20 protein-coding genes are annotated in these 23652 nt (G+C 67.3%); 10 read left to right on the forward strand and 10 right to left on the reverse strand.

Translation table 11 applies throughout. The features are described from left to right. Positions 1–140: 140 nt before the first annotated feature. Entirely contained in the window at positions 141–1460 is a 1320-nt protein-coding gene (gene dacB / locus K4S16_RS16295) for a D-alanyl-D-alanine carboxypeptidase/D-alanyl-D-alanine-endopeptidase (protein WP_235036846.1), read from the reverse strand. 218 nt (positions 1461–1678) lie between these two features. Between dacB and K4S16_RS16300 the strand changes: the two genes are divergently transcribed. Further along, complete coding sequence (locus K4S16_RS16300) at positions 1679–2170, forward strand: inorganic diphosphatase (RefSeq protein WP_149259792.1); 492 nt, start codon at positions 1679–1681, stop codon at positions 2168–2170. A gap of 170 nt (positions 2171–2340) precedes the next feature. Here the strand turns inward: K4S16_RS16300 and K4S16_RS16305 are convergent, their stop codons facing one another. Next, entirely contained in the window at positions 2341–3576 is a 1236-nt protein-coding gene (locus K4S16_RS16305; protein ID WP_235036847.1) for an NlpC/P60 family protein, read from the reverse strand. 237 nt (positions 3577–3813) lie between these two features. Continuing rightward, positions 3814–5121 carry an RNA polymerase sigma factor gene (locus tag K4S16_RS16310; RefSeq protein ID WP_149259794.1) on the reverse strand — a complete coding sequence of 436 codons (1308 nt, stop codon included), beginning with the start codon at positions 5119–5121 and terminating at the stop codon, positions 3814–3816. Between the two features lie 534 nt (positions 5122–5655). On the opposite strand from K4S16_RS16310, the gene K4S16_RS45780 reads away from it, so the two are divergent. Both K4S16_RS45780 and K4S16_RS46475 read left to right on the forward strand, forming a co-directional pair. Further along, a complete protein-coding gene (locus K4S16_RS45780) occupies positions 5656–6486 on the forward strand; it encodes a MerR family transcriptional regulator (RefSeq protein WP_235036848.1) in 831 nt (276 codons plus the stop codon). Then, positions 6483–8960: a VIT domain-containing protein gene (locus tag K4S16_RS46475; RefSeq protein ID WP_149259795.1), complete on the forward strand. Its 2478-nt coding sequence runs from the start codon at positions 6483–6485 to the stop codon at positions 8958–8960. Before K4S16_RS45780 ends, K4S16_RS46475 begins: the two co-directional genes overlap by 4 nt. A 666-nt stretch (positions 8961–9626) precedes the next feature. Here K4S16_RS46475 and K4S16_RS16325 read toward each other — a convergent pair. Continuing rightward, positions 9627–11105, reverse strand: a complete 1479-nt coding sequence (locus K4S16_RS16325) for an MFS transporter (protein ID WP_149259796.1) — start codon at positions 11103–11105, stop codon at positions 9627–9629. 75 nt (positions 11106–11180) lie between these two features. Between K4S16_RS16325 and K4S16_RS16330 the strand changes: the two genes are divergently transcribed. Continuing rightward, positions 11181–11555, forward strand: a complete 375-nt coding sequence (locus K4S16_RS16330; RefSeq protein ID WP_149259797.1) for a MarR family winged helix-turn-helix transcriptional regulator — start codon at positions 11181–11183, stop codon at positions 11553–11555. A gap of 261 nt (positions 11556–11816) precedes the next feature. On the opposite strand, the gene K4S16_RS16335 is transcribed toward K4S16_RS16330, so the two are convergent. The 5 genes from K4S16_RS16335 to K4S16_RS16355 all read right to left on the reverse strand — a co-directional run bounded on the left by K4S16_RS16335 (position 11817) and on the right by K4S16_RS16355 (position 15763). Next, positions 11817–12350, reverse strand: a complete 534-nt coding sequence (locus K4S16_RS16335; protein ID WP_149259798.1) for a DinB family protein — start codon at positions 12348–12350, stop codon at positions 11817–11819. A gap of 103 nt (positions 12351–12453) precedes the next feature. Beyond that, positions 12454–12858, reverse strand: coding sequence for a VOC family protein (locus K4S16_RS16340; protein ID WP_149259799.1), 405 nt, complete (start codon positions 12856–12858; stop codon positions 12454–12456). Between the two features lie 242 nt (positions 12859–13100). Then, positions 13101–14234: a hypothetical protein gene (locus K4S16_RS16345; protein ID WP_149259800.1), complete on the reverse strand. Its 1134-nt coding sequence runs from the start codon at positions 14232–14234 to the stop codon at positions 13101–13103. Beyond that, entirely contained in the window at positions 14195–14764 is a 570-nt protein-coding gene (locus K4S16_RS16350; RefSeq protein WP_149259801.1) for a hypothetical protein, read from the reverse strand. Before K4S16_RS16350 ends, K4S16_RS16345 begins: the two co-directional genes overlap by 40 nt. A gap of 375 nt (positions 14765–15139) precedes the next feature. After that, entirely contained in the window at positions 15140–15763 is a 624-nt protein-coding gene (locus K4S16_RS16355) for a hypothetical protein (protein WP_149259802.1), read from the reverse strand. Between the two features lie 312 nt (positions 15764–16075). On the opposite strand from K4S16_RS16355, the gene K4S16_RS16360 reads away from it, so the two are divergent. The 3 genes from K4S16_RS16360 to K4S16_RS16370 all read left to right on the forward strand — a co-directional run bounded on the left by K4S16_RS16360 (position 16076) and on the right by K4S16_RS16370 (position 21637). Beyond that, on the forward strand, positions 16076–16768 hold the full coding sequence (locus K4S16_RS16360) for an SMI1/KNR4 family protein (RefSeq protein ID WP_149259803.1): 693 nt from the start codon (positions 16076–16078) through the stop codon (positions 16766–16768). A 227-nt stretch (positions 16769–16995) separates the two neighbouring features. After that, on the forward strand, positions 16996–17382 hold the full coding sequence (locus tag K4S16_RS16365) for a tyrosine-type recombinase/integrase (RefSeq protein WP_235036849.1): 387 nt from the start codon (positions 16996–16998) through the stop codon (positions 17380–17382). A gap of 682 nt (positions 17383–18064) precedes the next feature. Beyond that, entirely contained in the window at positions 18065–21637 is a 3573-nt protein-coding gene (locus K4S16_RS16370) for an NACHT domain-containing NTPase (RefSeq protein WP_149259804.1), read from the forward strand. 127 nt (positions 21638–21764) lie between these two features. On the opposite strand, the gene K4S16_RS16375 is transcribed toward K4S16_RS16370, so the two are convergent. After that, positions 21765–22193, reverse strand: a complete 429-nt coding sequence (locus K4S16_RS16375) for an NUDIX hydrolase (protein ID WP_149260154.1) — start codon at positions 22191–22193, stop codon at positions 21765–21767. 78 nt (positions 22194–22271) lie between these two features. Between K4S16_RS16375 and K4S16_RS16380 the strand changes: the two genes are divergently transcribed. The 3 genes from K4S16_RS16380 (at position 22272) to K4S16_RS16390 (ending at position 23652) form a co-directional block, all read left to right on the forward strand. After that, complete coding sequence (locus K4S16_RS16380; RefSeq protein WP_149259805.1) at positions 22272–23057, forward strand: GntR family transcriptional regulator; 786 nt, start codon at positions 22272–22274, stop codon at positions 23055–23057. Between the two features lie 140 nt (positions 23058–23197). Further along, a complete protein-coding gene (locus K4S16_RS16385) occupies positions 23198–23413 on the forward strand; it encodes a helix-turn-helix domain-containing protein (protein WP_149259806.1) in 216 nt (71 codons plus the stop codon). Continuing rightward, positions 23413–23652: a hypothetical protein gene (locus tag K4S16_RS16390; RefSeq protein WP_149259807.1), complete on the forward strand. Its 240-nt coding sequence runs from the start codon at positions 23413–23415 to the stop codon at positions 23650–23652. Before K4S16_RS16385 ends, K4S16_RS16390 begins: the two co-directional genes overlap by 1 nt.

Here is a 23652-nt window from a genome sequence, read left to right on the forward strand (position 1 = left end):
GCGCTCATGTGACTCCACCGTACGTTGACAACGTGGCGCCGGAGCGCCCTGCACGGTCGTTCAACGAACGACCGTTCTGGTTATCTCCCATACGGCCGCCCCCACACCCGAGCCAAGGCCCGGCCGCAGGAACGCGCGAATCAGCCGCACCCGCAGGACGCGACCGCGGCGGCGAGCTGGTCGAGCTTGCCGGGGTCGACCGGCCCCTTGCCGTCTCCGGCCATGAACGCGAAGGCGAGCAGCCGTCCGTCCGCGTCGTGGGCGAGCCCGGCCAGCGTGCTGACCCCCGAAAGGGTGCCGGTCTTGGCGCGCACCATCCCCGCACCGGCCTGACTGGCCGCGACGGTGTAGCGGGGCGGGCTCAGCGTCCCGGAGAACCCCGCGATCGGCAGGCCGGTGATGACCGGGCGCAGCTGCGGATGGTCGTCGCCCGCGGCGAGCGAGACGATGCGGGCCAGCGCGATCGGCGAGATGCGGTTGAGGGGCGACAGCCCGCTGCCGTCGTTGACCGAGACCCCCTCGGCCACGCCCAGCCCGGCGAGAACCTGGCGGACCGCCTGCGCGGCGTCGGCGAACGTCGCGGGGCGCCCCGCCTTGATGGCGACCTGGCGGGCCACCGCCTCGGCCACGTCGTTGTCGCTGTCGGTCAGCAGATGCTCCACGAGCGCCGACAACGGCGGCGACTGGACGGCGCCGAGTTGCGCGGCCCCGTTCTGCGCGACCGTCAGTCGGCCCGCCCTAGCGCTGACGCCGTTCTTGGACAGTAGACGCGCGAACTCTCTCGCCGCGGTGGCGGGCGGGTCCGAGACCCGCGTCTTCCTGGACGGGTCCGACGGGGCGACGCGTCCCTCATCGACCGTCAAGGCGCTGACAGGGGCGACCTCACCGTCCGGCAGGTAGTTGGGCTTCCAGCCCGCGGCCGTACGGGGCCCCTGGTAGGCGGACGCGTCGTAATCCACGCGCACCTGGCTCGCACCGGACGTCTTCAGAGCCGCGGCCGTCTGGCGGGCCAGGTCAGCGAGCGACGCATAGGGCGGATGCCCGGCCCCAGGGCGCGGGGGAAGGGCCGTCAGGGTAGGATCCCCGCCTCCGACCAGAACGATCCCCCCGCCGGAGCCGCGCACGACCCGGGTGGTGATCCGGTGCGCGGGACCGACCGAGGCCAGCGCCGCCACCGACGTCGCCAGCTTCGTCGTCGAGGCCGGGGTGGCGGGCTGGCCGGCCCGCAGCTCGTACAGCGGCCGCCGGGTCTCCGCGTCGACGACGACCGCGTTGATCTTGGCCTGCGGGCCGCCGATCAGCGCCGAGAGCCGTCCCGCCAGGGCGGACGGGTTCGGCGCACGGCCCGCCCCGGGCTCGGCGGCGAGGACCACGGCGGAGGACCGCGGGACCTGGACCAGGCCGCGCGCCGCCACGCTCGGCGGTTGCGGCGACAGATAGCGCGCGGGTGTGAGTTTCACCACTGCCAGACCTGCGGCGACGGCGAAAACGTTAAGGAGGGACAGCGACAGTACTGCGAGGGCTCGGCCCCGTCCAGGCACGTGACCGCCCCTCTCCCACTCACCACTCACCAACGTGCGACATCCTTATACAGGGGAACACTCACCTGTGGTGCCGGCCTCGCCCACAGGCTCCCGAAAGACTATTCACTGCGAGCGCGCAGGGAGCGGAGGACATCTTGGATTTCGACGTCACGATTGAGATCCCGAAGGGCCAGCGGAACAAGTACGAGGTGGACCACGAGACCGGGCGCATCCGGCTCGACCGCATGCTCTTCACCTCCACGCAGTACCCGGCCGACTACGGGTTCGTCGAGGACACGCTCGGCGAGGACGGCGACCCCCTGGACGCCCTGGTCCTGCTGCAGGAGCCGACGTTCCCCGGCTGCCTCATCCGCTGCCGCGCCGTGGGCATGTTCCGCATGACCGACGAGGCCGGCGGCGACGACAAGGTCCTGTGCGTCCCCGCCACCGACCCCCGCATGGAGCACCTGCGCGACATCCACCACGTCGCCGAGTTCGACCGGCTGGAGATCCAGCACTTCTTCGAGGTCTACAAGGACCTGGAGCCCGGCAAGTCCGTCGAGGGCGCCAGCTGGGTGGGACGTGTCGAGGCCGAGCAGGAGATCGTGCGTTCCTTCAAGCGCGCCTCCGACCAGGGCGGCCACTGAGTCGTCCCCGCCCCGTGCGGCACGGCCGGGCCGTGCGGAGTCGCGGACGGCGCTGATCCGCTCCCCGCTGCTTACGCGACGCGCCTTGTGAGGAACCCTTCCGCAGACCCTGCGGAAGGGTTCCGGCTTTCCAGGGCTGGAGCGGAGGCTCCGGCGAAGCGGGGTCGGCATCAGCCTGCGGGACGTGTCGCACCGATCAGGTCGGACCGGTGGATGCTCGCGATGCGCACCCGTGCCCCGGTGTAGGGGGCTTCCACCATGCGGCCGCCGCTGAGGTAGAGGCCCACGTGGTGGATGGAGGCGGGGTCGGACCGGCTGGTCGCGAAGAAGACGAGGTCGCCTGGACGCAGTTCGCTGATGGGGATGTGCGGTCCGGACGTCCACTGCGTGCCCGTCCAGTGGTCGAGCCGCACACCAGCCTGGCCCCACGCGTACATGGTGAGGCCCGAGCAGTCGAAGCCGACGATCCCTGCGCCCTGGGCGATGCCGTTTGTGGGTCCGTTCGCGTCGCCCCCGCCCCAGGAGTAGGGCGTGCCGAGCCACTTGAGCGCCGCCTGGACCGCGACGGCTCCGCGAGTCTCCGACAGCAACCCCGCTGGAGACCTGGGGACGGGGAAATCCGCTCGTGCTTTGCGCGCCTTCGCCCTCTCCAGGGCCCGTTCCCGCGCGCGCTTGACTTTCGCAGCCTTCGCCTGGGCCTTGCCCAGCCTGTGTTCCAGACGGCGCTTGTCAGCCTCGATGCGTTGGACCGCTTCCTGTTGCGTGGCCACCGCGTCCTGCGCGAGCCGTTTGGCCTCGTCGGCGCGCCTCGTCGCTGCCTCCTGCTCGTCCAGCGCCGTCTCCGCCTGGCGGCGGAACAGGCCCGCGACCGTCTTGGACGCTTCGACCTCGCGGAACATGGCGGTCCGCCGTTCGGCGAGCATCTTGACCATGCTGGCGCGGTCCATGAACCCCTGGGGCCCGCCCTCACCCGCGACGGCCGAGGACATGGGGTCGTAGCCGGTGTTGTCGCGGTAGACCTGCGCGGCGAACGACGCCAGTTCGGCTCTGGCCTCCTCCGTTCTCCGGTTCGCCTCGGCAAGCCGCCCTTGGACGTCCCTGTACGCCTCCTGCGAGCGCCGTAGGCTCACCAGTTCGCCGTTGTAGCGCTCCACCGCGGCCTCCGCGGCTATGGCGAGCCTGTCGAGTTCGCCGTCCGCCTGGGCGAGCATGGCCTTCGTCCGGCCGACCTCGGCGGCCCGCTCCCTGACGTCGCGTTCGCTCTGTTCGACGTCCTTCGCGCTGGGGCCGGGAGGATCGGACGGGCGGGCCGACGCGAACGGGACTAGCAAGCTCATGCCGATCGCCACTCCGGAGGTGAGGGCGACCACGCGCAGCGCCGTGCTGCGGGCAGGAGACGGGGTCACGCGACGGCGAGAGATCTCTGGAGCGCCAGGTGCCATGATCGCCTTCTCCCCGCCCGCGATGCTGCTTAGCGCAAATGATCGGCTACGAAGCGTAGTGAATTCGGGAAATGGCAGGTAGGCACGCCACACGGGGGTAGAACACGCCGCTCGCGCACTCGGGCGCGGTGCTCTTCTTTCGGGCGCGGCGCTCGTCCTGGGCGCGGTGCTCTTGTTCGGGGTCGGTCGCGGCGCTCGGTCTCAGGCGCCGTGGGTCGGGCCAGGCCCGGACGACGCGGCCCCTGAGGGCGTGGGCGCCGCCGACTCCGAGGGCGGTGCGCTTGACGGGACCGTGGACGGCGGGCGGTCCGGTACAGAACCGGCCGACGGCAGACGTGGAGCGCGCCTAGGAGGAGCGTGGCGTCGGGGGAGGTCGGAATCACCGGGATGCGCGTCCGACCGCCGCCCGGACCCGGGCCGCTGGGAGATGCCGGGTATGGCCGTCGGATGCGGGCCCGCGTTCCGGTACGCATCCTCCCGCCCGGCACCTACGCCGTACATGGAAGCGACCCCACCCGCAGATAGAAGCGCCACAGCCACGAGGACGGCGGCGGCGCGAGCGGCCTGCGCGTAGACCCTGGCCGCCCCCTTCTCCTTTGCCGCCTCACCCTCCTTCGTCTGGTCCTCCTTGGACGCCCTGCGGGGGCGCCCGAACCGCCGCCGCCTGCCTCGGCGAGAGGCCCGGCCGGGGCGTCCAAAGGCGGTATAGAGGGGAAATCCATCGGACCTGAACTCCGTCACACGGGTGGCCACGAAGAGCCTGTAGCCGACGAGTTCCGGATCCAGGAAGCAACTCATCACCCTGAGCCGCATCTCGGGCGCGGGAGTCACTACCGGCAGCATCCCGTACACCTTGGCTGCGGACACGGAACGGGGACGGAGGGCTCCACAGACGGGGCAGCCTTGCGCGTGCTCCATCAACCGCTCGCTGATGTCGTAGGCGGGGTCCTCTTGCCGCTCACGCAGAAGCAGCGCGCGCTCGTCGCAACCGCATGGCCCCTTGTGCGCGAGTACCTCCGCGGTCAACGCCACCTTGAGTTCGTCTTGCGCTTCGTCGAGCGCGGCTTGGGCGTCCGTTACCGACATGCCGAACACGGCGGCGAGGTCAGGGACGGACAACCGGTGCCGGACGTGAAGCTCCAGGATCTCGCGGGAGATGGGCGGCAGCGCCAGCACCGCCTGCCACGCAACGATGCGCTGGTCAGCGTCCTCCTGATCCGGGCCGACGACCGGTACGTCCGGCGCCTGATGCCGGCGAGGCATGCGCCGGGCGCACTCCAGCCGGGCGATGGCGTAGAGCCATGGCCTGAACCGCTCGGGTTCCCGCAGCTTGCCGATGTACGCCTCGGCCACGATGAAGGTGTCGCGTAAGGCGACCTGTGCCGCGTCGCGGTCCCGCAACTGGAACCAGCAGTACGCGTAAAGCCCGTCGGCGTGGGCGTCGTACACCGCGGCCGCGGCACCCGGGTCCCGCTTCCGGAGCGCCTCGACCAGGACATGGTCGCTCATACCGAAAAAGGTAAATGCTTCGGGCGCTCTCTACCAGGAAATTCAAGAGATCACAGTCCGATACCGGACATCACCATCCTCTTTTAATTTGGACTTTTTGCAGAGTGTCCTACTTGAGTGGTTTGAGAGTTTCGCCCGAGATACTGCAAGGTTCGCATGGTTCATGTGACCAGCATGTCATGGCGACAAGTGATCATCAAGGCACCGAGAGTGATGAGAATAATTCGGCTTTCGAGCCTTGTTTGATCACATGAGATGCCCGTCCACGGGACGCCGGGAGATTATCCGTGCGCCAGGAACGATCAATTCCGCTGTCACGATGCCGAAGAAGGCAATTCGGCGAAGACTTCGTCACTACCCAGCCGCCCGAGCCGCGCTACGGCGCTCGACCGTGCCGCCGCAACCACGCCAAGGACAGGAGCCCGAGACCACGAAACCGCACACGTCGCGCGCCGCCACGGCGCGGGCTCGGAGCGAGGCCGGCCCGGCGAGATCTATTTGACACTGTCATCGTGACAGTGTCATCATCGACCCATGGACGACACCTGGACGATCGCCGAACTGGCGGACCGTGCCGCCGCGGCCCTCGCGGCGGACGGGTCCGCGCAGGCCAGCGGCCGGGTGCGCGACCTGCCCAACGAGCGGCTGATCCGCTGGTACACCACGATCGGCCTGGTCGACCCGCCCCTCGGCCGTCGCGGCCGCACCGCCCTGTACGGGCCCCGCCATCTCCTCCAGCTCATCGCGGTGAAGCGGCGCCAGGCCGCCGGACGCTCCATCGCCGAGATCCAGGTCGAGCTCGCCGCCGCGACCGACACGGCCCTCGCCCGCATCGCCGCCCTCCCCGCCCAGCCGGGCTCCCCTTCGACCGACCTGCCTTCGACTCCCCGCACGCCCCCAGGCCCAGCAGCGAGTCCGCCGGGCTCGAACGTCCAGACCGCAGAGGACGGCGATCCCTCCCTCAGCCATGACCTCCCGGCAAGGCCAGACGACCAAGGCACTTCCCCGACGGCGCCCAGGGGCCCGGAGGAGACTGAGGAGACTGAGGAGACTGAGGAGGCAGCGGGAGGCGGCGACGGAGGGAGCTTCTGGAGCCGGCGCCCCGACGTGTCGTTCCGCCAGAACATCGTCGCCTCCGGCTACGGAGAACCCGCTCCCGCGGTCGTCCAGGGAGTCCGCCTGGCGCCCGGCCTCACCGTGCTCCTCGAGGTCCCGGCCCTCAGCGGCGACGACCTCGCCGCCATCGAGGCCGCCGCACGTCCCCTGCTCGACGAGTTGCGCGACCGCGGCCTGCTCGCCCCCGCGAAGAACACCACCGAAAGCCCCGCCTTCCAGCACGCCGACCCACCCGGGAGGACCCAGTGACCGTGCGCATCCTGCCGCTACCCGACACCGCGCCACCGGCACCCGACCACGGGCTCGGCGCGCTCAGCACCGACATCGGCAACCTGCCGCTCGATTCCGTGGACGTGCACGCGTCCATCACCGGCCTCGCCGCCGGCATCGAGATCGTCCAGGGCTTCCGCAACCCGTCCGACAAGCCGCTGGAGGCCACCTACATCTTCCCCCTGCCCGACCGCGCCGCCGTCACCGCGCTACGCATGGAGGCCGCCGACCGGGTCATCGAGGGGAAGCTGAAAGAGCGCGGGCAGGCGCGGCAGGACTACGACACCGCGATCGCCGCGGGTCAACGCGCCGCCATCGCGGAGGAAGACCGCCCGGACGTGTTCACCATGCGGGTGGGCAACATCCTGCCGGGCGAGAGAGTCACGATCAGGCTGTCCCTCGACCAGCCGCTTCCGCACGAGTCGGCGTCGAGCGCGACCTTCCGGTTCCCGCTCGTCGTCGCCCCCCGCTACATCCCCGGCGCTCCGCTCGCCGGCGGGCGCGCCGGATCGGGGGTGGCCGACGACACCGGCGCCGTCCCGGACGCGTCCCGGATCAGCCCGCCCGTCCTGCTGCCCGGCTTCCCCAACCCGGTCCGCCTGGCCGTCACCGTCGACATCGATCCGGCCGGGCTCCCGCTCACCCAGATCCGGTCGGCGCTGCATGTGGTGGCCGAGGAGGGCGACGGCGAGCGGACGACCGTGCGTCTGCAGGCGGGCGAGCGGCTCGACCGCGACTTCGTCCTCCGCCTCGACTTCGCCTCGCACGAGAGCGCCGCCCTCTCCCTCATCCCGGACGAGTCCGGCGAGGAGGGGACGTTCAACCTCACCGTTCTGCCCTCCGGGGAAGCGAAGCCCCGCCCGCGCGACGTGGTGCTCGTCCTCGACCGCTCCGGCAGCATGCACGGTTGGAAGATGGTCGCCGCGCGCCGCGCCGCCGCCCGCATCGTCGACACCTTCCGCGCCGAGGACCGGTTCGCCGTCCTGTCCTTCGACACCGTCATCGAGCGCCCGCGCGACCTCGGCTCCGGGCTCGCCGACGGCACCGACCGCAACCGGTTCCGCGCCGTCGAGCACCTGGCGGCGCTGGGCGCGCGGGGAGGCACCGAGATGCTCACCCCGCTCGACGAGGGCTGCCGCCTGCTCGCCGACTCCACCCGCGACCGGGTGCTCGTCCTCATCACCGACGGCCAGGTCGGCAACGAGGACCAACTCCTCGCCCACCTCGAGCCGCGGCTGCGCGGCGTCCGCGTGCACACGGTCGGCATCGACCAGGCCGTCAACGCCGGCTTCCTGAACCGCCTCGCCGCGATCGGCGGGGGCCGCTGCGAACTGGTCGAGTCCGAAGACCGCCTCGACGAGGCGATGGAGCACATCCACCACCGGATCGCCGCCCCGCTGGCGACCGGCCTCACCCTGCACGCCGACGGCCTGGAGATCGTCCCCGACACGGTGGCGCCCGCCCGGCCGAGCGCCCTGTTCCCCGGCGTCCCCCTCCAGATCGCGGGCCGGTTCCGAGGCACGCCCTCCGGCACCCTGTCCGTCAGGGGTACGGCGTCCGACGGCACGCCCTGGGCGCAGCACGCCACCGGCATCGTCGTCGAAGACTCGGCCGCCCGATCCATCTGGGCCCGCGCACACCTGCGCGACCTGGAGGACCGCTACACGGTCGGCGGACCCGACGACCTGGAGCAGCGCATCATCGCGACGTCCCTCCGCTTCGGCGTCCTGTGCCGCTTCACCGCGTTCGTCGCCGTGGACAGCCGGGTCGCGACCGAGGGAGAAGCACCGCACCAGGTCGTCCAGCCGGTGGAGATGCCCCGAGGCTGGGGCGGCGCCGCACCGATGGCCGCCCCGCGCATCGCCCCCGCCACCTTCTCGATCGATATGGACATGGTCCCCGACGCCTTCTCAAGCGCTCCGGCCGCCCCCTCCGGCCCGCCCCCGATGCCGCCCGCATCCATGCCGCCCGCTCCCTCCGGCCCGCCGCCGATGCCGCCCGCCCCTTCGGGTCCGCCCCCGATGCCGCAAGGCGCCCCTCCCGGCTACGGCGCCCCGCCTCCCGTCTCCGGCCGCCCCTCCGGCCGCCCCCACGGTCGATCCGCCGCACGGACTCGCCGACCGGCGGGCTCGGCGCCCTCTGCCCTCACCGGATTCCAGCAAGAACTGGCCAACGTGCTGGGCCGCCTACGCCAGGTCCCCGAAACGCGAGAGGAGCGCATCCACCGCCTGCTGAGCGAACTCCTCCCCATCCTGGAGTCGATCGTCCAGCGAATGCAGGCCCTGTCCCTGGACGCCACCCCTCTCGCCGCCCTTCGCGACGACCTGCACCGGCTGCCACCCACCGCAGACGAGACCACCGTCAACGACCAGTGGACCAGTGCCTTGCAGGTCCTGGCCGACTTCACCGGCGAACCCCAACCCCGCCGCCCCTTCTGGAAACGCCCCAGGTAACCCATGGCGGGGGGGCGCTCCCACGAGACCGCCTCCCCGCCACCCACGTCCAACAAACCCGCCCGGGCAGGCCACCCCGGGCGGGCCCGCAGTCGACACACCGCGCTCGAGAGCGGCGCTGCTGAGGACAACGAAAGCCGTCCGATTCCACTGCCCGCGCGAGTCGCCAGGCCAAGCGCCACTGTGCCGAAGACGAAGAGTGTTGAGAGCTAGGGGCAGGGCTCATGCGAGCAAAGAGGTGTCGGCCGCGAGCAAGGGTCGGGCCGCAAGCAGAGGGCGAGGCCGCGCGAGCAAGAGCCCACGGCGGAGACGAGGCCGCGCTAGCAGAGAGTGGGGTGGCGCATGCACAGGACGGGGCGGCGCAAGCAGAACTCCCTCGGCGGAGGCCAGGCGGCGCGAGCACAAGGCGAGACGGCGCGAGCAGAAGCCCCACGGCGGAGACGAGGCCGCGCAAGCACAGGGCCACATGGCTCGGGCAGAGAGTTGGGCGGCGCATGCACAGGACGAGGCGGCGCGAACGGAGAGGGGCTGCGCCGGCAGCGAGTATGGGCCGCGTCGGAGGGGGAGGCCATGTCAGCAGCGAGCGACTCGCGGGTCGTCTGGACAGAAGGGTGGGCCGGGCCGCGGGGTAGGAGGCGCGGCCCGGCCCAGATCGGCGGAGGGCGGTCAGACGTGCTTCGGGTGGTAGCGGCGGATGAGCGGGATCAGGTTCAGGGCCAGGCCGACCACGGCGACCGCGCTGACCAGGTTGACGCCGGGGTGGAACTCGGCGAAGCCGTCGCCGCCCGCGGCCGTTCCGCCCGCGACCAGGGCGGTGACCACGGCCAGGACCAGGGCGGCGCCGACCTGGCCCGAGGTCTGGACGAGGCCCGAGGCGAGCCCCTGCTCGGAGTCGTCGATCCCGTCCGTGGCCTGCGCCATGATCGAGCTGAAGCCGAACGCGAACCCGCCGCCCAGCAGGAGCATCGTCGGCAGGATCGTGAACACGTAGTGCGGAGTGTTCCCGGCCGTGCCGAGGAACCAGGCATATCCGAGGCTCAGGGAGGTCATCGAGCTGATGATGAGGCGGGGCGTCCCGTACCGGTCGATCAGGCGGCCGACGAAGGGTGAGCCGAACGCCACGAGGAGCCCGGCCGGCAGCAGCGCCATGGCCATCTTCAGCGGCGACCAGTGCAGCACGTCCTGCAGGTAGAGCGTCATCATGAACTGGAAGCTCAGGTACGAGCCGAACAGCGCGACGATGCTCAGGTTGGCCCGGACGATCGAGCCGATCCGCAGGATGCCGAGCCGGATCAGCGGGTGCCGGACCTTGTTCTCGGTGACGAAGAACGCGATCAGCAGGGCCGCCGCGACCCCGATGGAGCCCAGCGTGAGCGGGTCCAGCCAGCCGCGATCGGGGGCCGACACCACGGTGTAGACCGCGAGCAACATGCCGCCGGTGAGTGTCACGGCGCCGAGGACGTCGTGCCCTCCACCGGCCGCGGGCCGGTCCCGCGGGATCAGCGCGATGCCCGCGACAAGGGCGAGGATGGCGAGCGGCACGGGCGTCAGGAACGTCCAGCGCCACCCGAAGCTGGTCAGCAAGCCGCCGAGGATCAGCCCGGACGAGTAGCCGCTGGCCCCGAAGACGGAGAACACCGACAGCGCCCGGTTGCGCGCCGGCCCCTCATGGAAGGTGGTGGTCAGGATGGACAGCGCGGTCGGCGCGGTGAAGGCGGCGGCCAGGCCCTTCACGAAACGGGTCGCGATGAGCAGCGCGCCGTCGTCGACAAGACCGCCCACCAGTGAGGCCAAGGCGAACACGGCGAGGGCGGCGAGAAAGACCCGGCGGCGACCGAGGAGGTCGGCGGTGCGTCCGCCGAGCAGGAGCAGTCCGCCATAGCCGAGGACGTAGCCGTTGACGATCCACTGCAGTGACGTGGTCGAAAGGCCGAGCTCCGCGCCGATCGACGGCAGCGCGACGCCCACCATCGAGACGTCGAGTCCGTCGAGGAACAACACGGCGCACAGGACGGCCAGGACTCCCCACAACCGCGGGGTCCAGGTCTGCTCGGCCGGTGCGCCCACGGCGCCCGGCGCACCGACAGCGGAGTCGGGTGAGGTCTCGGTGATAGTCACGTCGCAGGACAGTACATGCACATGCATCAAATGTCCACGCACAAAATTCTGCGGAATTTAATTTGTGTGCATCTGATGCGTGCGCATGGTAAGGTGCGCGGCATGGAGGCGGAGTCTGCTCTGGTGAGCCGCTGGCGCAAGCTGGCGACCTGCTACAACACGGTCGCGTGCGCTCTGGACCGCGCCCTGCAGGACGTCCACGGCCTGAGCATGAGCGAGTACGAGACGCTCGACCGCCTCGTGGACCAGGACTGTGAAAAGCGCCGCATGCAGGACATCGCCGCGGCCATGTATCTCAGCCAGAGCGCCCTGTCACGGACGGTCGCCCGCCTGGAGAAGCACGGCTACGTCCAGCGCGGGCTCTGCGAGGCCGACCGCCGCGGCGTCTTCGTGGAGATCACCGACGCCGGCCGCCGCTGCCACGCCGAGGCGCGCGACACCCACCTGAAGATCCTCGCCGAGCACCTGACCGACTGACTGTGCCGGTGCTCGTGGTGACGCCGCCGGGCGGAGCCCGACCCGCCGACCGACTGTGCTGGTGTTCGTGTGACGTGCCGGGATCTGACCCGCCCGCCGACTGACCGACGTTGCGGCTGGAGTTCATATGAGTCCCCGGCGCCGACCCTGGTTACACCGCGAAGGCACTTCTCGCACTGCGCACGCTCGGACTGAGGTCCCTGGCCCGGCCGATCGGTGAGAGGGCGCGGGATGTCCCGGCCGAGGCGTCCGCCGACCGGGCTACTCGCCGGTCGTTCCGTCGATCAGTTCGCGGGCGACGTCGAGGTGGCCCATGTGGCGGGCGTACTCCTGGAGCAGATGGAAGAGGATCCGTCCGAGGGAAGGGGCCTCTTCGGACGTCTTAAAACGACCGCCGAGCCGGGCCTTGTCGTTCAGCGAGGCGCCCTCCACCAGATCACGTGTGCTGGCGACCTCCAGACGGTAAGCGGCCATGATCTGCGCGCTGGACCGATCGACAGGGACGGTCCATTCCGCCTCGTCGCCCCCGGGCGGGTAGGCGAGGACGTCTTCGGCGGCGAATCCCCACCGCATCCAGCGGCGCTCGACCCAACCGAGATGCTGGACCAACCCGAGCGGTGACCATCCCAGTGGTTCGACCGGCGCGCGGAGCCGATCGTCGGGCAGCCCGGAGAGCTTGCGCATCAGTGCCTCGCGATACCACTCCAGGTAGCCGAGGAGGAGTTCACGAGCGTCCGTCACCTCGACGCCTGGGCCGTCGAGAGGCGGGGGGACCTGGTCTGGGGGGTTCTGCATCCGCCGAAGGGTAGTGCGGCCCCGGCCCCGCAGCAGGGCTGTGATCAGGCGGATGACGACGAGCTCATTGGCTGGGCCCCTCGATACCTGTCACGCCGTCTCGTCAGCCGAAATCGGCCTCTGTCATTCCAGCCGGATGCCCCGAGGGCCATTGCACGAGTTCGATCCTGTAGCCGTCGGGGTCGGTCAGCCATGACGTCCTGATCCCCGGCCCGGGGTCGGCAGGCGGCTCGGCCGCGACCCCCTTGGCGGCGAGATCAGCGATCGTGGCGTCCAGATCGTCCACCTGTACGACGAGATGGTTGACGGCGCTGATGTTCTCGACCGGCCTCTCGGGATCGTGCACGAGTTCAAGGCTGACGAACGGATCGTCGGGAAGCTTGAGCATCGTGAGGCTGCCGAAACCCGTCTCGGGAACGCTGCCGAGTTTGGTGTACCCGAGCGCTGTGTAGAAGGCGAGCGAGCGCTCCAGGTCGGTGACCCGCAGCCCGATGTGCAGCATGCGCATGGACGGCACACTAGGCCGTCCCGTACGACGCCACCATGATCCCAGGTGCCCCAACACGAGCAGAGAACGTTAACGGAAGCCGTATACGCCAGCCCGCGACGAGCCTTCAACGTGGGAGCCGCCTGTCGAAAGGCAGCTGACAACCCGCTCGTCCCAAGGTGCCCCACCTCGACGCTGCCGCCCTTTCCAAGAGGGGCATCGGGGTCGCTGAGTGGCAACCGGACGCGAGCTCAGGAGGCCTCTCACATGGGAGTGAACCTGATCTGCCAGTTGCCTTCGGCTCGCACATGGAGATAGGTCGGGCCCGACATGTGGGCTTCGGCGTAGGTGGAACCCTTGCCGGACAGGACGTGCGCTCCCTGCTCGAATTCCGTTGTGAGCTCAGTGAGGGAGAAGTCGCCGTCCTCGGTGTGGGTCATCTGGACGATCGCGGGACCTCCCGTGTAGCGGAAGACAAAGGAGCCGCGTGAGGATATGCGGTCGTCGACCATCGGGACAGTGTCGAAGGGCTGCAGCCATGCAGCCCACCGACTCTTGGAATCGATACGCAAGTGAACGTGCTTGTCCTCGCGCACGGGGAGAGGTTCTACGACGCGGTTCCGCTCCAGGCGACCTCGTAGTAGCACCCTCGCGTATCCGTCCTCGAAGAGCTTGACCACACCTTTCCGATCGCCGCCGTGGAGGCGGACGACCAGCACCTGGGGCCTGCGCGGTTCACGGTGGGGAAACTTGAACTCTCTGTTCCCGCCTCCCTGGGCTTGTTGAGTCTTGCGAACGCCCGGCGGGCACGTCTTGAAGGGCGCGGGCTGTGCGGGAGGACGTGGAGCCTGGGCTCCGGGTTGAGACTTGCGCGGCTGAGGCCTGGATTGAGGCTCGCGCGGCTGAGGTCTAGGGGCAGGCACGCGCGGCTTGGGTTCCGGACGCGCACGCCGACCGGTGTCGATGGGAGCCATGCCCTCCCGGATCCTCACCGCGTCAGCGGCGCACACTTCGATGATCCGGGTGGCGCCCCCTTCAGGCGTCCAGGAAACGCGATCGGCGGACGAGCCGTGGCGCGGGTCGAAGAAGCACAGAGGCCGACGGGGCGGCGTCGGGCGACCTGCGAGGCGGGCGTCGACGCAGGCGAGCGCGTGACGACCCTCGTCCAGCGCGATCAACACATCTGCAGCGTCCGCCAGGTCGCGGTCTCCAACGAAAGCCCTCTTGGCCTGCTCGTAAGCGTCGAGCGCACGCGAGTAGTCGGCCAGGAGCTCGGCGTCCGCGGCGTGCTGCTCGGGTACGAAGGGATGCCCCGCCAGCGCCTCCCCGAGGGCAGTGATCTCTGCGTCGATGACGGCTAGTTCATCCCCGCGTCGCCGACGGAAGATCCTGAACATAGGTCCGACCTCGCCATCCCCCGAATTCCCACAAGTTCGTACCGAACGCCCCCTCCGCGCGGCGCTCCCCGTGTCCGGTTGGTCCCATCTGCAATCCGAGCGCATGCCCTGGGAGGCAAGCCGGCCACCCGGACCGTCGCCAAGAGCGCGGCGACGACCCCTGCCCACTCGGCGGGCGTGTGCCGGACGTGGTTGACGAGCGCCCCGACGAGTTGGATCGCCAGGACGCGAAGGCAGCGCCACCCATCAACCCGACAAGACCGCGCCCGACAACGACGCGCGTCGGCAGCGACGTCAGCCGGAGCCGGAGCAAACCACCCGAGGCTCTTGTCCTCGGCGACGCCGCTGCCGCTGTTGAGAAGGGCGTCCATCGCGCCGAACGCGGCCATGGTGACGGTGAGGAGCATCAGCGTCTCGGCGCGGCCCGGGTCCTTGGCGCTGTTGCCGCGCACGAAGTACATGAGCATCAGCGTGATGAGGCTGACGTCGAGGTAGAGGCGGGCGCCTTCGAGGCGCAGGTAGGCGGACATGGCCGCTACCAACTCGACCAGGCGCTCGACCCCCCTGCTCCTAGTCCAGCGCGGACGTCCAGAAGGACATGGCGTGGGGCATGCCCGCTCACACCGATCGCGGGGAAGCCGAGTCTGCGCATGAACCCGAGTCTGGGCAGAACCTCAGCATCCTTCGACGTACCCGTGCAGCCGACGGGCCGGGGCCCAGGTGGCGGGCGCGGCGAGGGAGCGGCGCCAGCCACCTGGCCCTCAGGGTCTACCCCCGGCGCCACCGTGACCGCGCGTCGCCTGGCCGTCCTCGCCGACCGCAGTGACGGCCGATCACCTCCGCAGTGAGCGCGGAAGTGCGACGGCATCGTCCCCTCGCACTCGACATCGGCGGAGCACCGCTGCTCACTGCTCGCGTCCCTTGTGGGTCTTCGTGGCCTTACCGGACGGAGTCGTGCAGGGCGCATCGCCGGTCGCACCGCAACGAGGGCACGCGGCGGCCTTCGTGCTCGGCTCCGCGTCCGGTTCAGCAGCCGGCTCCGCAGTAGATTCCGTAGCGGCCTCTGTGTCCGACTCGGCGGCCGGCTCAAGGGCCGACTCCGCAGCGGCCCCCGCGTCCGACTCAGCAGCGGGCTCGCCGGCCGACTCGGCAGCGGCCTCCGTCTCCGACCCAGCGTCCGACTCGACGGCCGGCTCCGCAGTCGATTCCGCAGCGGCCTCCGCGTCCGACTCCGCGTCCGACTCAGCAGCGGGCTCCGCAGGCGGCTCAGCGTCCCGCTCCGCAACCGACTCAGCGGCCGACTCCGCAGCCGCCTCGGCAGCGGGCTCCGTAGTCGCCTCCTCGGTCGATTCCGTGGCTGACTCGGTGGTCGGTTCAGACTCCGGCGTCTCCGAGGTAGCGGATTCCGCGAGCTCCTTGTCCTCGCGGTCCGGCTCGTGCTCTGCGCGGTCGCGCTCAGCCGGCGCGGGGTCGACGTCGCGTCCCGTTATCTTTCGGGCGTACGTCTTAACGCGGTCGATGATCTTCATGGGTGGGGGGCTCCTTAGCGTCGGGCACCAGGCCGCGCGGGCAGTTCGGACATGGCCTCTCGGATGGCGTCGGTGTGCTCGGCTCGACCCGGTGGCGCTCCTCGAAGGTCATCAGCTCATAGTGTGATCCAGTCGAGTACCGCCAGATGTTACGCCTCAAGACCAAGGTGCGAATCGTCCCCGTCGCCGCCGAGGACGCCCGGTCTTCGTCCAGGCCCGTCCAGACCTGCCGTTAGCACCCGCGTCAGCAGCTCGGGCCGCTCGCCTGCTCTGACCCCCAACTCTGTCCGACCTCCACGGCATCCTTGGCGTGTGATCACCGAAGACGACCTCGTATTCGAAGCCGTGCGCACCCGGGTGGAGTCGGGTGACCACCTCGACGAGAGATTCGGACCTCCAGGCGTCGATACCGCAGGCGGCGGAGCGTTCAAGTACGCCCCTGACGGCCAGCTTCAGCGGGTGTACTGGCGCGGTACGCCCGAGTACACCGCCGCCCATACCGCCGGTCTATTCGAGCCCCTACCGCCACTGACCCCCGCTCGGGGCGACGCAGTGGAGGAGTGTGAAGCCCTGTTGGGCCGCCCCCTGCCGTCTCTGCTCCGCCGCTGCTACCTCGAACTCGGCGATGGCGGGTTTGGCCCCGCTTATGGCCTTGAGCCCCTCGGGGTCATCCTTCGCGACTACGAAGAGCAACAGCAGAACTGGCCCGAAGCGTGGCACCCGATGGCCAGAGCACTGCTGCCGATCTGCAACTGGGGATGCGGCATCGCTTCCTACGTTGACACCACTGACCCGTCCCTCCGGATGTGGGCGATCGACCCGAACCCCGCGCCCGCGGAACAGTATGAGGTTTCCCTGTTTCCGCAGCATTTCGGCATCGCCGAGTGGATGCGGCGTTGGGTCGAGGGATCACTTCACCAGCCATGGCTACTCCAAGATCAGAAGACCGGCCGCTGGCGGGGCGCTACTGATGCCGAGACCGACTCGGCCCTGGAAACCCAATAGGAGGCGGTGATCACTGGGGATAGTCCCGATCCTGCCGGCTGATGACGCTGACCTGGTAGGGCGCCGTACCGCAAGTGACCAGGAGTGCTTCTTGATCGGCTTGGCTAACGACCCGGCACCCCGCGCCTGACCTGGGTTGCTGGTCGCCTCAGCGGCACACGTACCGCACGGGTGCGCAACGCTCCGGGGACTCGTTCGCGCGTACGGCGCGCAAGGTGTGACAGACCGTGGCAAGGAAGGCCCAGGCTGCTGACAAGCTCCTCGTCGGTGACAGGTGGCGGGGCACGGAAGACGGCTACGTGTTCGCTACTGGGTGGGGCGACCCGATCCATCCGGACTCGGTCGGCGCGCTGATGGCCAAAACCATCCGGGCCAACAACGAGCCCAAGGAAGGTCCGCGCCCGGCTGAACCGCTCCCCCATGCCCGGGTCCACGACTTGCGGCACATCCACGCGACGAATCTGCTCCTGGCGGGGGTGCCCGTTCACGTCGTCGCCGCTCGGCTCGGGCACGCTGACCCGGCCATCACACTACGGGTCTACGCGCACGTGGTCCGGTCGGCCGAGGTGGCTGCGGCGGACGTGTTCGCGCGGGTCATGAGCGGAGCGGCATAGGCAACGCTGTTAGCAACCCTGTTAGCAAAGAAGGCCCCTTCCATGATCGGAAGGGGCCTCTGAGGTGGGAGCCGCCTATCGGAATCGAACCGATGACCTATTCATTACGAGCGAGGTGCAACCACCAACGGCAGGAGACGGAGCCATTGAAGCCTGCCGTCCGAGTACGTCGACGTCCGCTGCTCAACGCCTCCGTCGTCAGGCACCTAGTCAGTCAAAGCCTAGCGACATCAAGGCGGAGATGATCTCCCGCTTGTCAACCAAGATCGACGGGGGGCAACTCGGACTCCCCCTGCGGCAGGACTGGGGAGACCGCCAGCCAGCGCGCTCGACCGACTCATGGCACCTGACGCCTCTCAGCACACTCGACGTGTTGGCAGGCTCGGGCGACATCAGCGCGGTGCTCAGAGGTGACGTTCCTCATAGCTGCAACGAACCGCCGCGTGCGCGCTTGCTCCACGACAGTGGTCTTACGCAAGTCGAGCCATGACTTACACAACGGGGTCACCACAAGAGAGATCACGATCAGCGCCTGTATGAACGGCGAGAGTGAGGCGCTCTCCAACAGTGCGATCACCGGTAGGCCCTTCCTGGCCGATGCTGGGCATGTCCCACCGACCGTGGCATGTCACCGAGATTTCCCTCTAGGGTGAGGAAACCATTAGAAACTCGGAGGTAGGCGATGCCACCTGTGGGCCGCCCTGCAAAGTCTGAGCGCCAGGTGTACCCCGAGCTTCAGGAGCTCGCCGCTTGGTTCCGGCAGGCGCTCGCCGATGCGGGGTACGCCTCGGTGAACGCGTTTGTCCAGCGACTGCCGTTCGAGAAGAACCAGATGTACGGGATCTACTACGGCACTCGGTTCCTCGCCCCCGAGTCGATGCGAGCCGTCGCTGCCGCCCTGGACCAAGACGTAGACGCCGTAATGGCGTTGTGGTTGAAGGCCAAGCACGCCAAGGATCGACGGGCAGCAGCCGAGGCGAAGGACAAGAAGCCTCGAGTAACGTCCTGGGCAGACCTTCCGAGGCCCGAGCTCGCCCTAGAGAACCTGCTCGATCCTCAGAGCAAGGCGGTCGAGCAACTCCCCTACGAACTGCTGCGCGTCCGAGTGCCTCCTCTTTCGGCAATCTACGTTCGTCAACATGTCCGCGCACGCGCCCAGCGCGGGTCGGCCGAGGCAGACGGCATGAGAGCTGACGACGGCGCAGAGCGTGCACCGCGCGGGGGACGAGGTCGGGAAGCCTCGCTTGGTGTTAAGGACGCACTGAACCGCCACGATCATCTGGTCGTAATGGGCGAGCCCGGCTCGGGGAAGTCCACACTCAGCCAGCATCTCACCTTGGAACTCTCACAGATCTGGCTGGGCGAGCGGGATGCTGTGACACCGCCTGTCGAGGAGCCGGTCGTTCCCCTGTGGATCTCTGCCTGGGCACTTGCGACTGAGGGCACTTGGAGCGCAGTCCTTGCCACAGCAGCCCATCGAGCCCTCGGCCGGGCTCTTGTCGATGAGCTTCCTCCCCGTCTCTTTTCCGGTCGGACACAGGGGTGCCGATGGATGATTTTCATCGATGGGCTAGATGAGATTCTCGACCGAGCTACACGTGCCTCGGTCATTCAGAGCATCGGGCAGCACGCCAAGGCCGGGGGCAACTATCGATTTGTAGTGACAACACGGCCGCTACCAGATGAGGAACTAGCGCCTCTTAGCGGCAGCCAGTGGGGGGCGTATCGCATAGAACCGTTTCAGCGACGCGAACTACAAGAATTCGCTTCGGGTTGGTTCAGAGAGCAGGATCCCGACACTGCCACCGAGCAAGAATCCCGCTTTCTTCGTCAAATTGAGGACGGTCGCCTCCGTGAACTAGTGCGGAATCCGCTTCTAGCCACCATTGCCGCCGTAGCACAGACTCGGGAACCTCAACGCCCATTGCCGACCAACCGGGCTGACCTATATGACCGGTTCCATAGTTATCTAGTCACTGATGCAGGCGGACGGCACACCTTTGCCGAGTTTCGTCGACTAGCTAGTGCCGACCCAACTCGACTGCGACTTGCTGATTGGTTGCACGGGCAACGTGGCACGATTGTAGATTTCCTTGCACGCAAACGCATGGAGGGCAGCTCACTTCTCCTGGAGGTCGCACAGACATGGATTCGCGAGAATCACCCAGGCGACCTGGAACTGCCGTCAGGATGGGAACACGATGTTCGGCAACTACTCATCGACACCGGTGTTTTTGTTTACGAGGGTGATGGAGTAAAGTTTCATCATCTTTCGTTCGCCGAATTTCTCGCCGCTCGCTCCCATGCACGCAGCATTTCGGTTGATTTTCCCGAGGCCGAGGCGTGGATCGCTCGAGGACTCAAGGAGGCAGAGAGGAATTTCGCGCTGTTCACAATGGCACTTTGGGGTCGACGCCCTGAGCACGATACAGGCATTATCGTACGAAAGCTGTTGGAAGGTGGCAACGATCGCCTCCTGCTAGCGGGATATCTGCTGGGGGAGGGAATTGAAATAGAGGACGACCTTGCCAAGGCCGTAGTAGACCGGTTAATCGGTCTGGCTATGCTCAGTTCAGTCTCAGATCTGTCTGCCGGTTCCGTGCACGCAGATCGATTCCTTCACTCAAATGCTAAGCAAGTCTTTCGAGTCATAGCAGGTCTCACAGATAATGCTTACACAGTCGAAAGGCTGCATGCTCTAATCGACAGTCCAGAACTGTCAGTTAGAGTACGGGCGCACGCAGCCGTCGCATTCGGTTCAATTTCCGATACACAAAGAGCCCTCGACTGGCTTAGAGAACTATGCTCGGAAGGATCCGATTGTGAGGACATGGTGAGCATCGCACTTGGTATCCGCGAGATTGCTCCTGAAGAGACCGATTTTATCAGAGCTCTACTTACTAACGCGGGCGACAATCCCTTGTGTCCAGCTGCGACTGTGGCCGAAACAGCGGAAGCTCTTGTAGAGCTCGGTGATGTGGAAACCGCAGTACGACTTGCAGAGAAAACATTGAGGAGTGCCGAGGGTGGGTATGGCGTTCTAGAGACAGCAGCCGACATTCTCGCTATTCATAGAGGAAAAGACGCTCTTACGCCACTTGCAGACCACTATGAGGCCACCTGGCGTAGCGAAGGCGACCTCTCGGATCTGGCGATAGCATTCGCCAAATCTGGCGCTATAGAACCGGCCATCAAGTTCGCGAAACGCCTAGTCAATTCGCCCGGCGTCGGGCAAGCGACACTCGCGACAGCTGTCCGCGCGTGGATTACGGCCGCCGGCACTGTAGCAGTCGACGACATAGTAGCTGCGTTGCGGGCCCGTCCACACGTGGATGCATGGGCGGGTGCGCTTATCGCTAACACGTTCGCGGAGTATGGCAACGGCGAAATAGCCATAGCCTTTGCCCAGAAAATTTTCGATGACCCCAAGGCAGATGCATATGACACGCGCGACGCGGCAAAGGCTTGGCTCAACGTTGGTGGCCAGCCTGCCCTACCTCATATAATTCAGGCGGTCAATCAACAGCAGGAGAGATTTCCAAATAAGAGCGCCCGCTTCATGGTGGCGGAAATCATCAGCGAACTCGGGTACCATCAGGAGGCCAGGTCAATTGTTTGGTCCGCTCTCGAAGCAGGTGAATTTAATTCCTATGCGTTAAGAGCATATCTCAACTCAGGCCTTACGGATGATCTAGACTCGCTCGTAGAGGCAGTACGACGCCACAACCTGCCGCCGGATGAAATTGGACGGCTCGCAATTGAGTTGGTTATCTCTGGGCGTCTATACGCAGCGAAGGCATTTGCGGCTGACCTCCTGGAGAGGGATGGCACACTACCACCGGACGCGTTGACTGCACTAGCTATAGCTGCTGATCTTGGCACGCCAGAAGATTTTCTTGAAGCCGTGCACCAGCACATGCCTCAGGCGGCGAAAAGGATTAACCTATCGCAGCAGATTGCCCTGGCCGGTGGTATGGATATGTCGACCAGGATGTGGCTTGATGTCCTTATTGACAAAACCGCGGACGACAAGGAGGTCTGCGCCGCGGCAACCTATCTTATTCAGATAGGGCAATGGCAGCAGGCCGTAGATATTTTGGCGAATGCTTTGCTGTCGCCAGATATGCAAAGGCTTGAACGTGTGAGGCTGAGGCGCCTTCACGCTTGGGTTCGACTGGCGAATCCTCGGGCAGAGGACTGCGAACTTTGTGGCGGTAGCAATTTGTACTTTGAGGAACGTGATCGCCATGAATAGATCGAGCGTTTCACAAATCTGCCATACTTTACGTTCAGACGGCGCGCAAGCATACAAATAGAACGAGTTTAGTCTTTAGCTTAGCTCGCGGTTTATATTTACATAGTCCTCAGGCGCCAGCATCTAATCATTCGAGAATGGAATATCCGTCGTGTTGGCGAATGGGAACTGTGGGGTGGGTGGCTAGGGCGTCTTGAACGCGAATGGCGAAGGCCTCGTTCGCTAGGTCGGCTACTTCGTCTGCGGTGACCCAGCGGAAGTCGCTGCTTTCGTCTGACTCGCGGAGAGTGCCGGACTTGGCCTTGCAGCGGAAGACCAGGGCGACGATGCCGCGGGGCATGTTCTTGTAGACGCCGGTCAGGGCGATCGGCGTCACCTCGAGGCCGGTCTCCTCCTGGACCTCGCGGCGGAGGCCGGTGATGATGTCCTCGTCTTGCTCCAGGATGCCGCCGGGCGCTTCCCAGTGGCCGTTGTCTCGGCGCTGGATCAGGAGGGCGCGGCCCTCATCGTCGACGACGACGCCCGCCACACTGACGGAGTGGCGACTGTTGGGCATCACGCAAGCTCCTTGAGCAGGTCCGGCTAATAGACTCACGCTAGTACACGTACGTACGAGTTGAGGAGTTGGCTGCAGGTGGGCGAGCTTGGGTTGCCGGATCTGGATGCGACAAGTGATCGGCCGGTCTTCAAGCAGATCGCTGACCACCTGCGTGCGGCAATCGACAGTAAGGAGCTCGGGCCGGGCGAAAAGCTTCCTTCTGAGAGCCAGCTCATCGGACACTACGACGTTGCTCGGATGACGGTTCGGCATGCTCTGCAGATCCTGCAGAGCGAGGGCCTGACGGTGGCCGAGCACGGCAAGGGTGTGTTCGTTCGGTCGCGGCCGCCTGTCCGCCGGCTGGCTTCCGACCGCTTTGCTCGTCACCATCGCGAACAGGGCAAGGCCGCCTTCATCGCCGAGGCCGAGGACGCTGGCGTGAAACCGTCGGTCGACTCCATCGAGATCCAGGAGAGCAAGCCGGCGCCCGAGGTTGCGGCGAAGCTGAATCTTGCTGAGGACGAGTTGGTGATCGTGCGGGCGCGGCGGTACCTGCTCAATGGGCATCCGGTCGAGACGGCGACCTCATACATCCCTGCCTCGATAGCCCGCGGCTCGCAGATCACGCAGCCCAACAGCGGGCCTGGTGGCATCTATGCCCGACTGGAGGAGCTCGGCCATCGTCTCGACCACTTCACCGAGGAGATCCGGGCTCGCATGCCGCTTCGGGACGAGGCCCGAGCGCTGAAACTCGCGCCCGGGGTGCCGGTGTTCCATCTCGTGCGGACGGCCTATGACCAGGACGGATGCCCTGTCGAGGTCTGCGACACGGTCATGTCGAGTGACGCCTACGTCCTCTCGTACGAGCTTCCTGCGCGGTAGCGCTTGACTCATCTAGATGAGTCGTGTCACGGTTCTCCCATACTCGTCTAGACGTCTAGGTGTCTGACTGGACGCTAGTGGACACGTATGGCCCTGGCCGGTTCGGTCCGGCCTGGGTCGGCATGGGAGGTCCCAATCCGATGACCATCACGAGTGCAAGTGCCGCTGAGACGGCGCCGCCAGCGCGGCTGTACCGGGTCAGTGAGGCGATGGAGCTGCTGTCGCTGTCCCGGAGCGTCATCTACGAGCTGATCCGGTCGGGTCGGCTGCGCTCGGTTCAGGAAGGCCGTTCGCGGCGGATCCCGGGCTCGGCCATCGCGGAGTACATCGCCTTGCTGGAGAGCGAGGCCAGTTGATGGCACGCGCCCACGGCAAGTCCGCTTCCGACCTGGCCTTGAGGCCTGTGGCCACCGGCTCGGCCGCTGCAGGTCTGCAGATCCGCCTTATCGGTCTGCCCGAGGAGGTTCTGGCCGGAGCGGAGGCGCTCGCCGAGGTCTTCGACGTGGTTGAGGTGTCGCCGGCGTATCCGTGCCGGGGTGCCTCGCTGAACGTGCGCGCCTATGTGCAGGTGCGGCTCAAGAGCCCGGAGAAGTAG

Origin of the sequence: Actinomadura sp. K4S16, assembly GCF_008327685.1 — a bacterium.
In the GTDB taxonomy this organism is placed as follows: Bacteria; Actinomycetota; Actinomycetes; order Streptosporangiales; family Streptosporangiaceae; genus Spirillospora.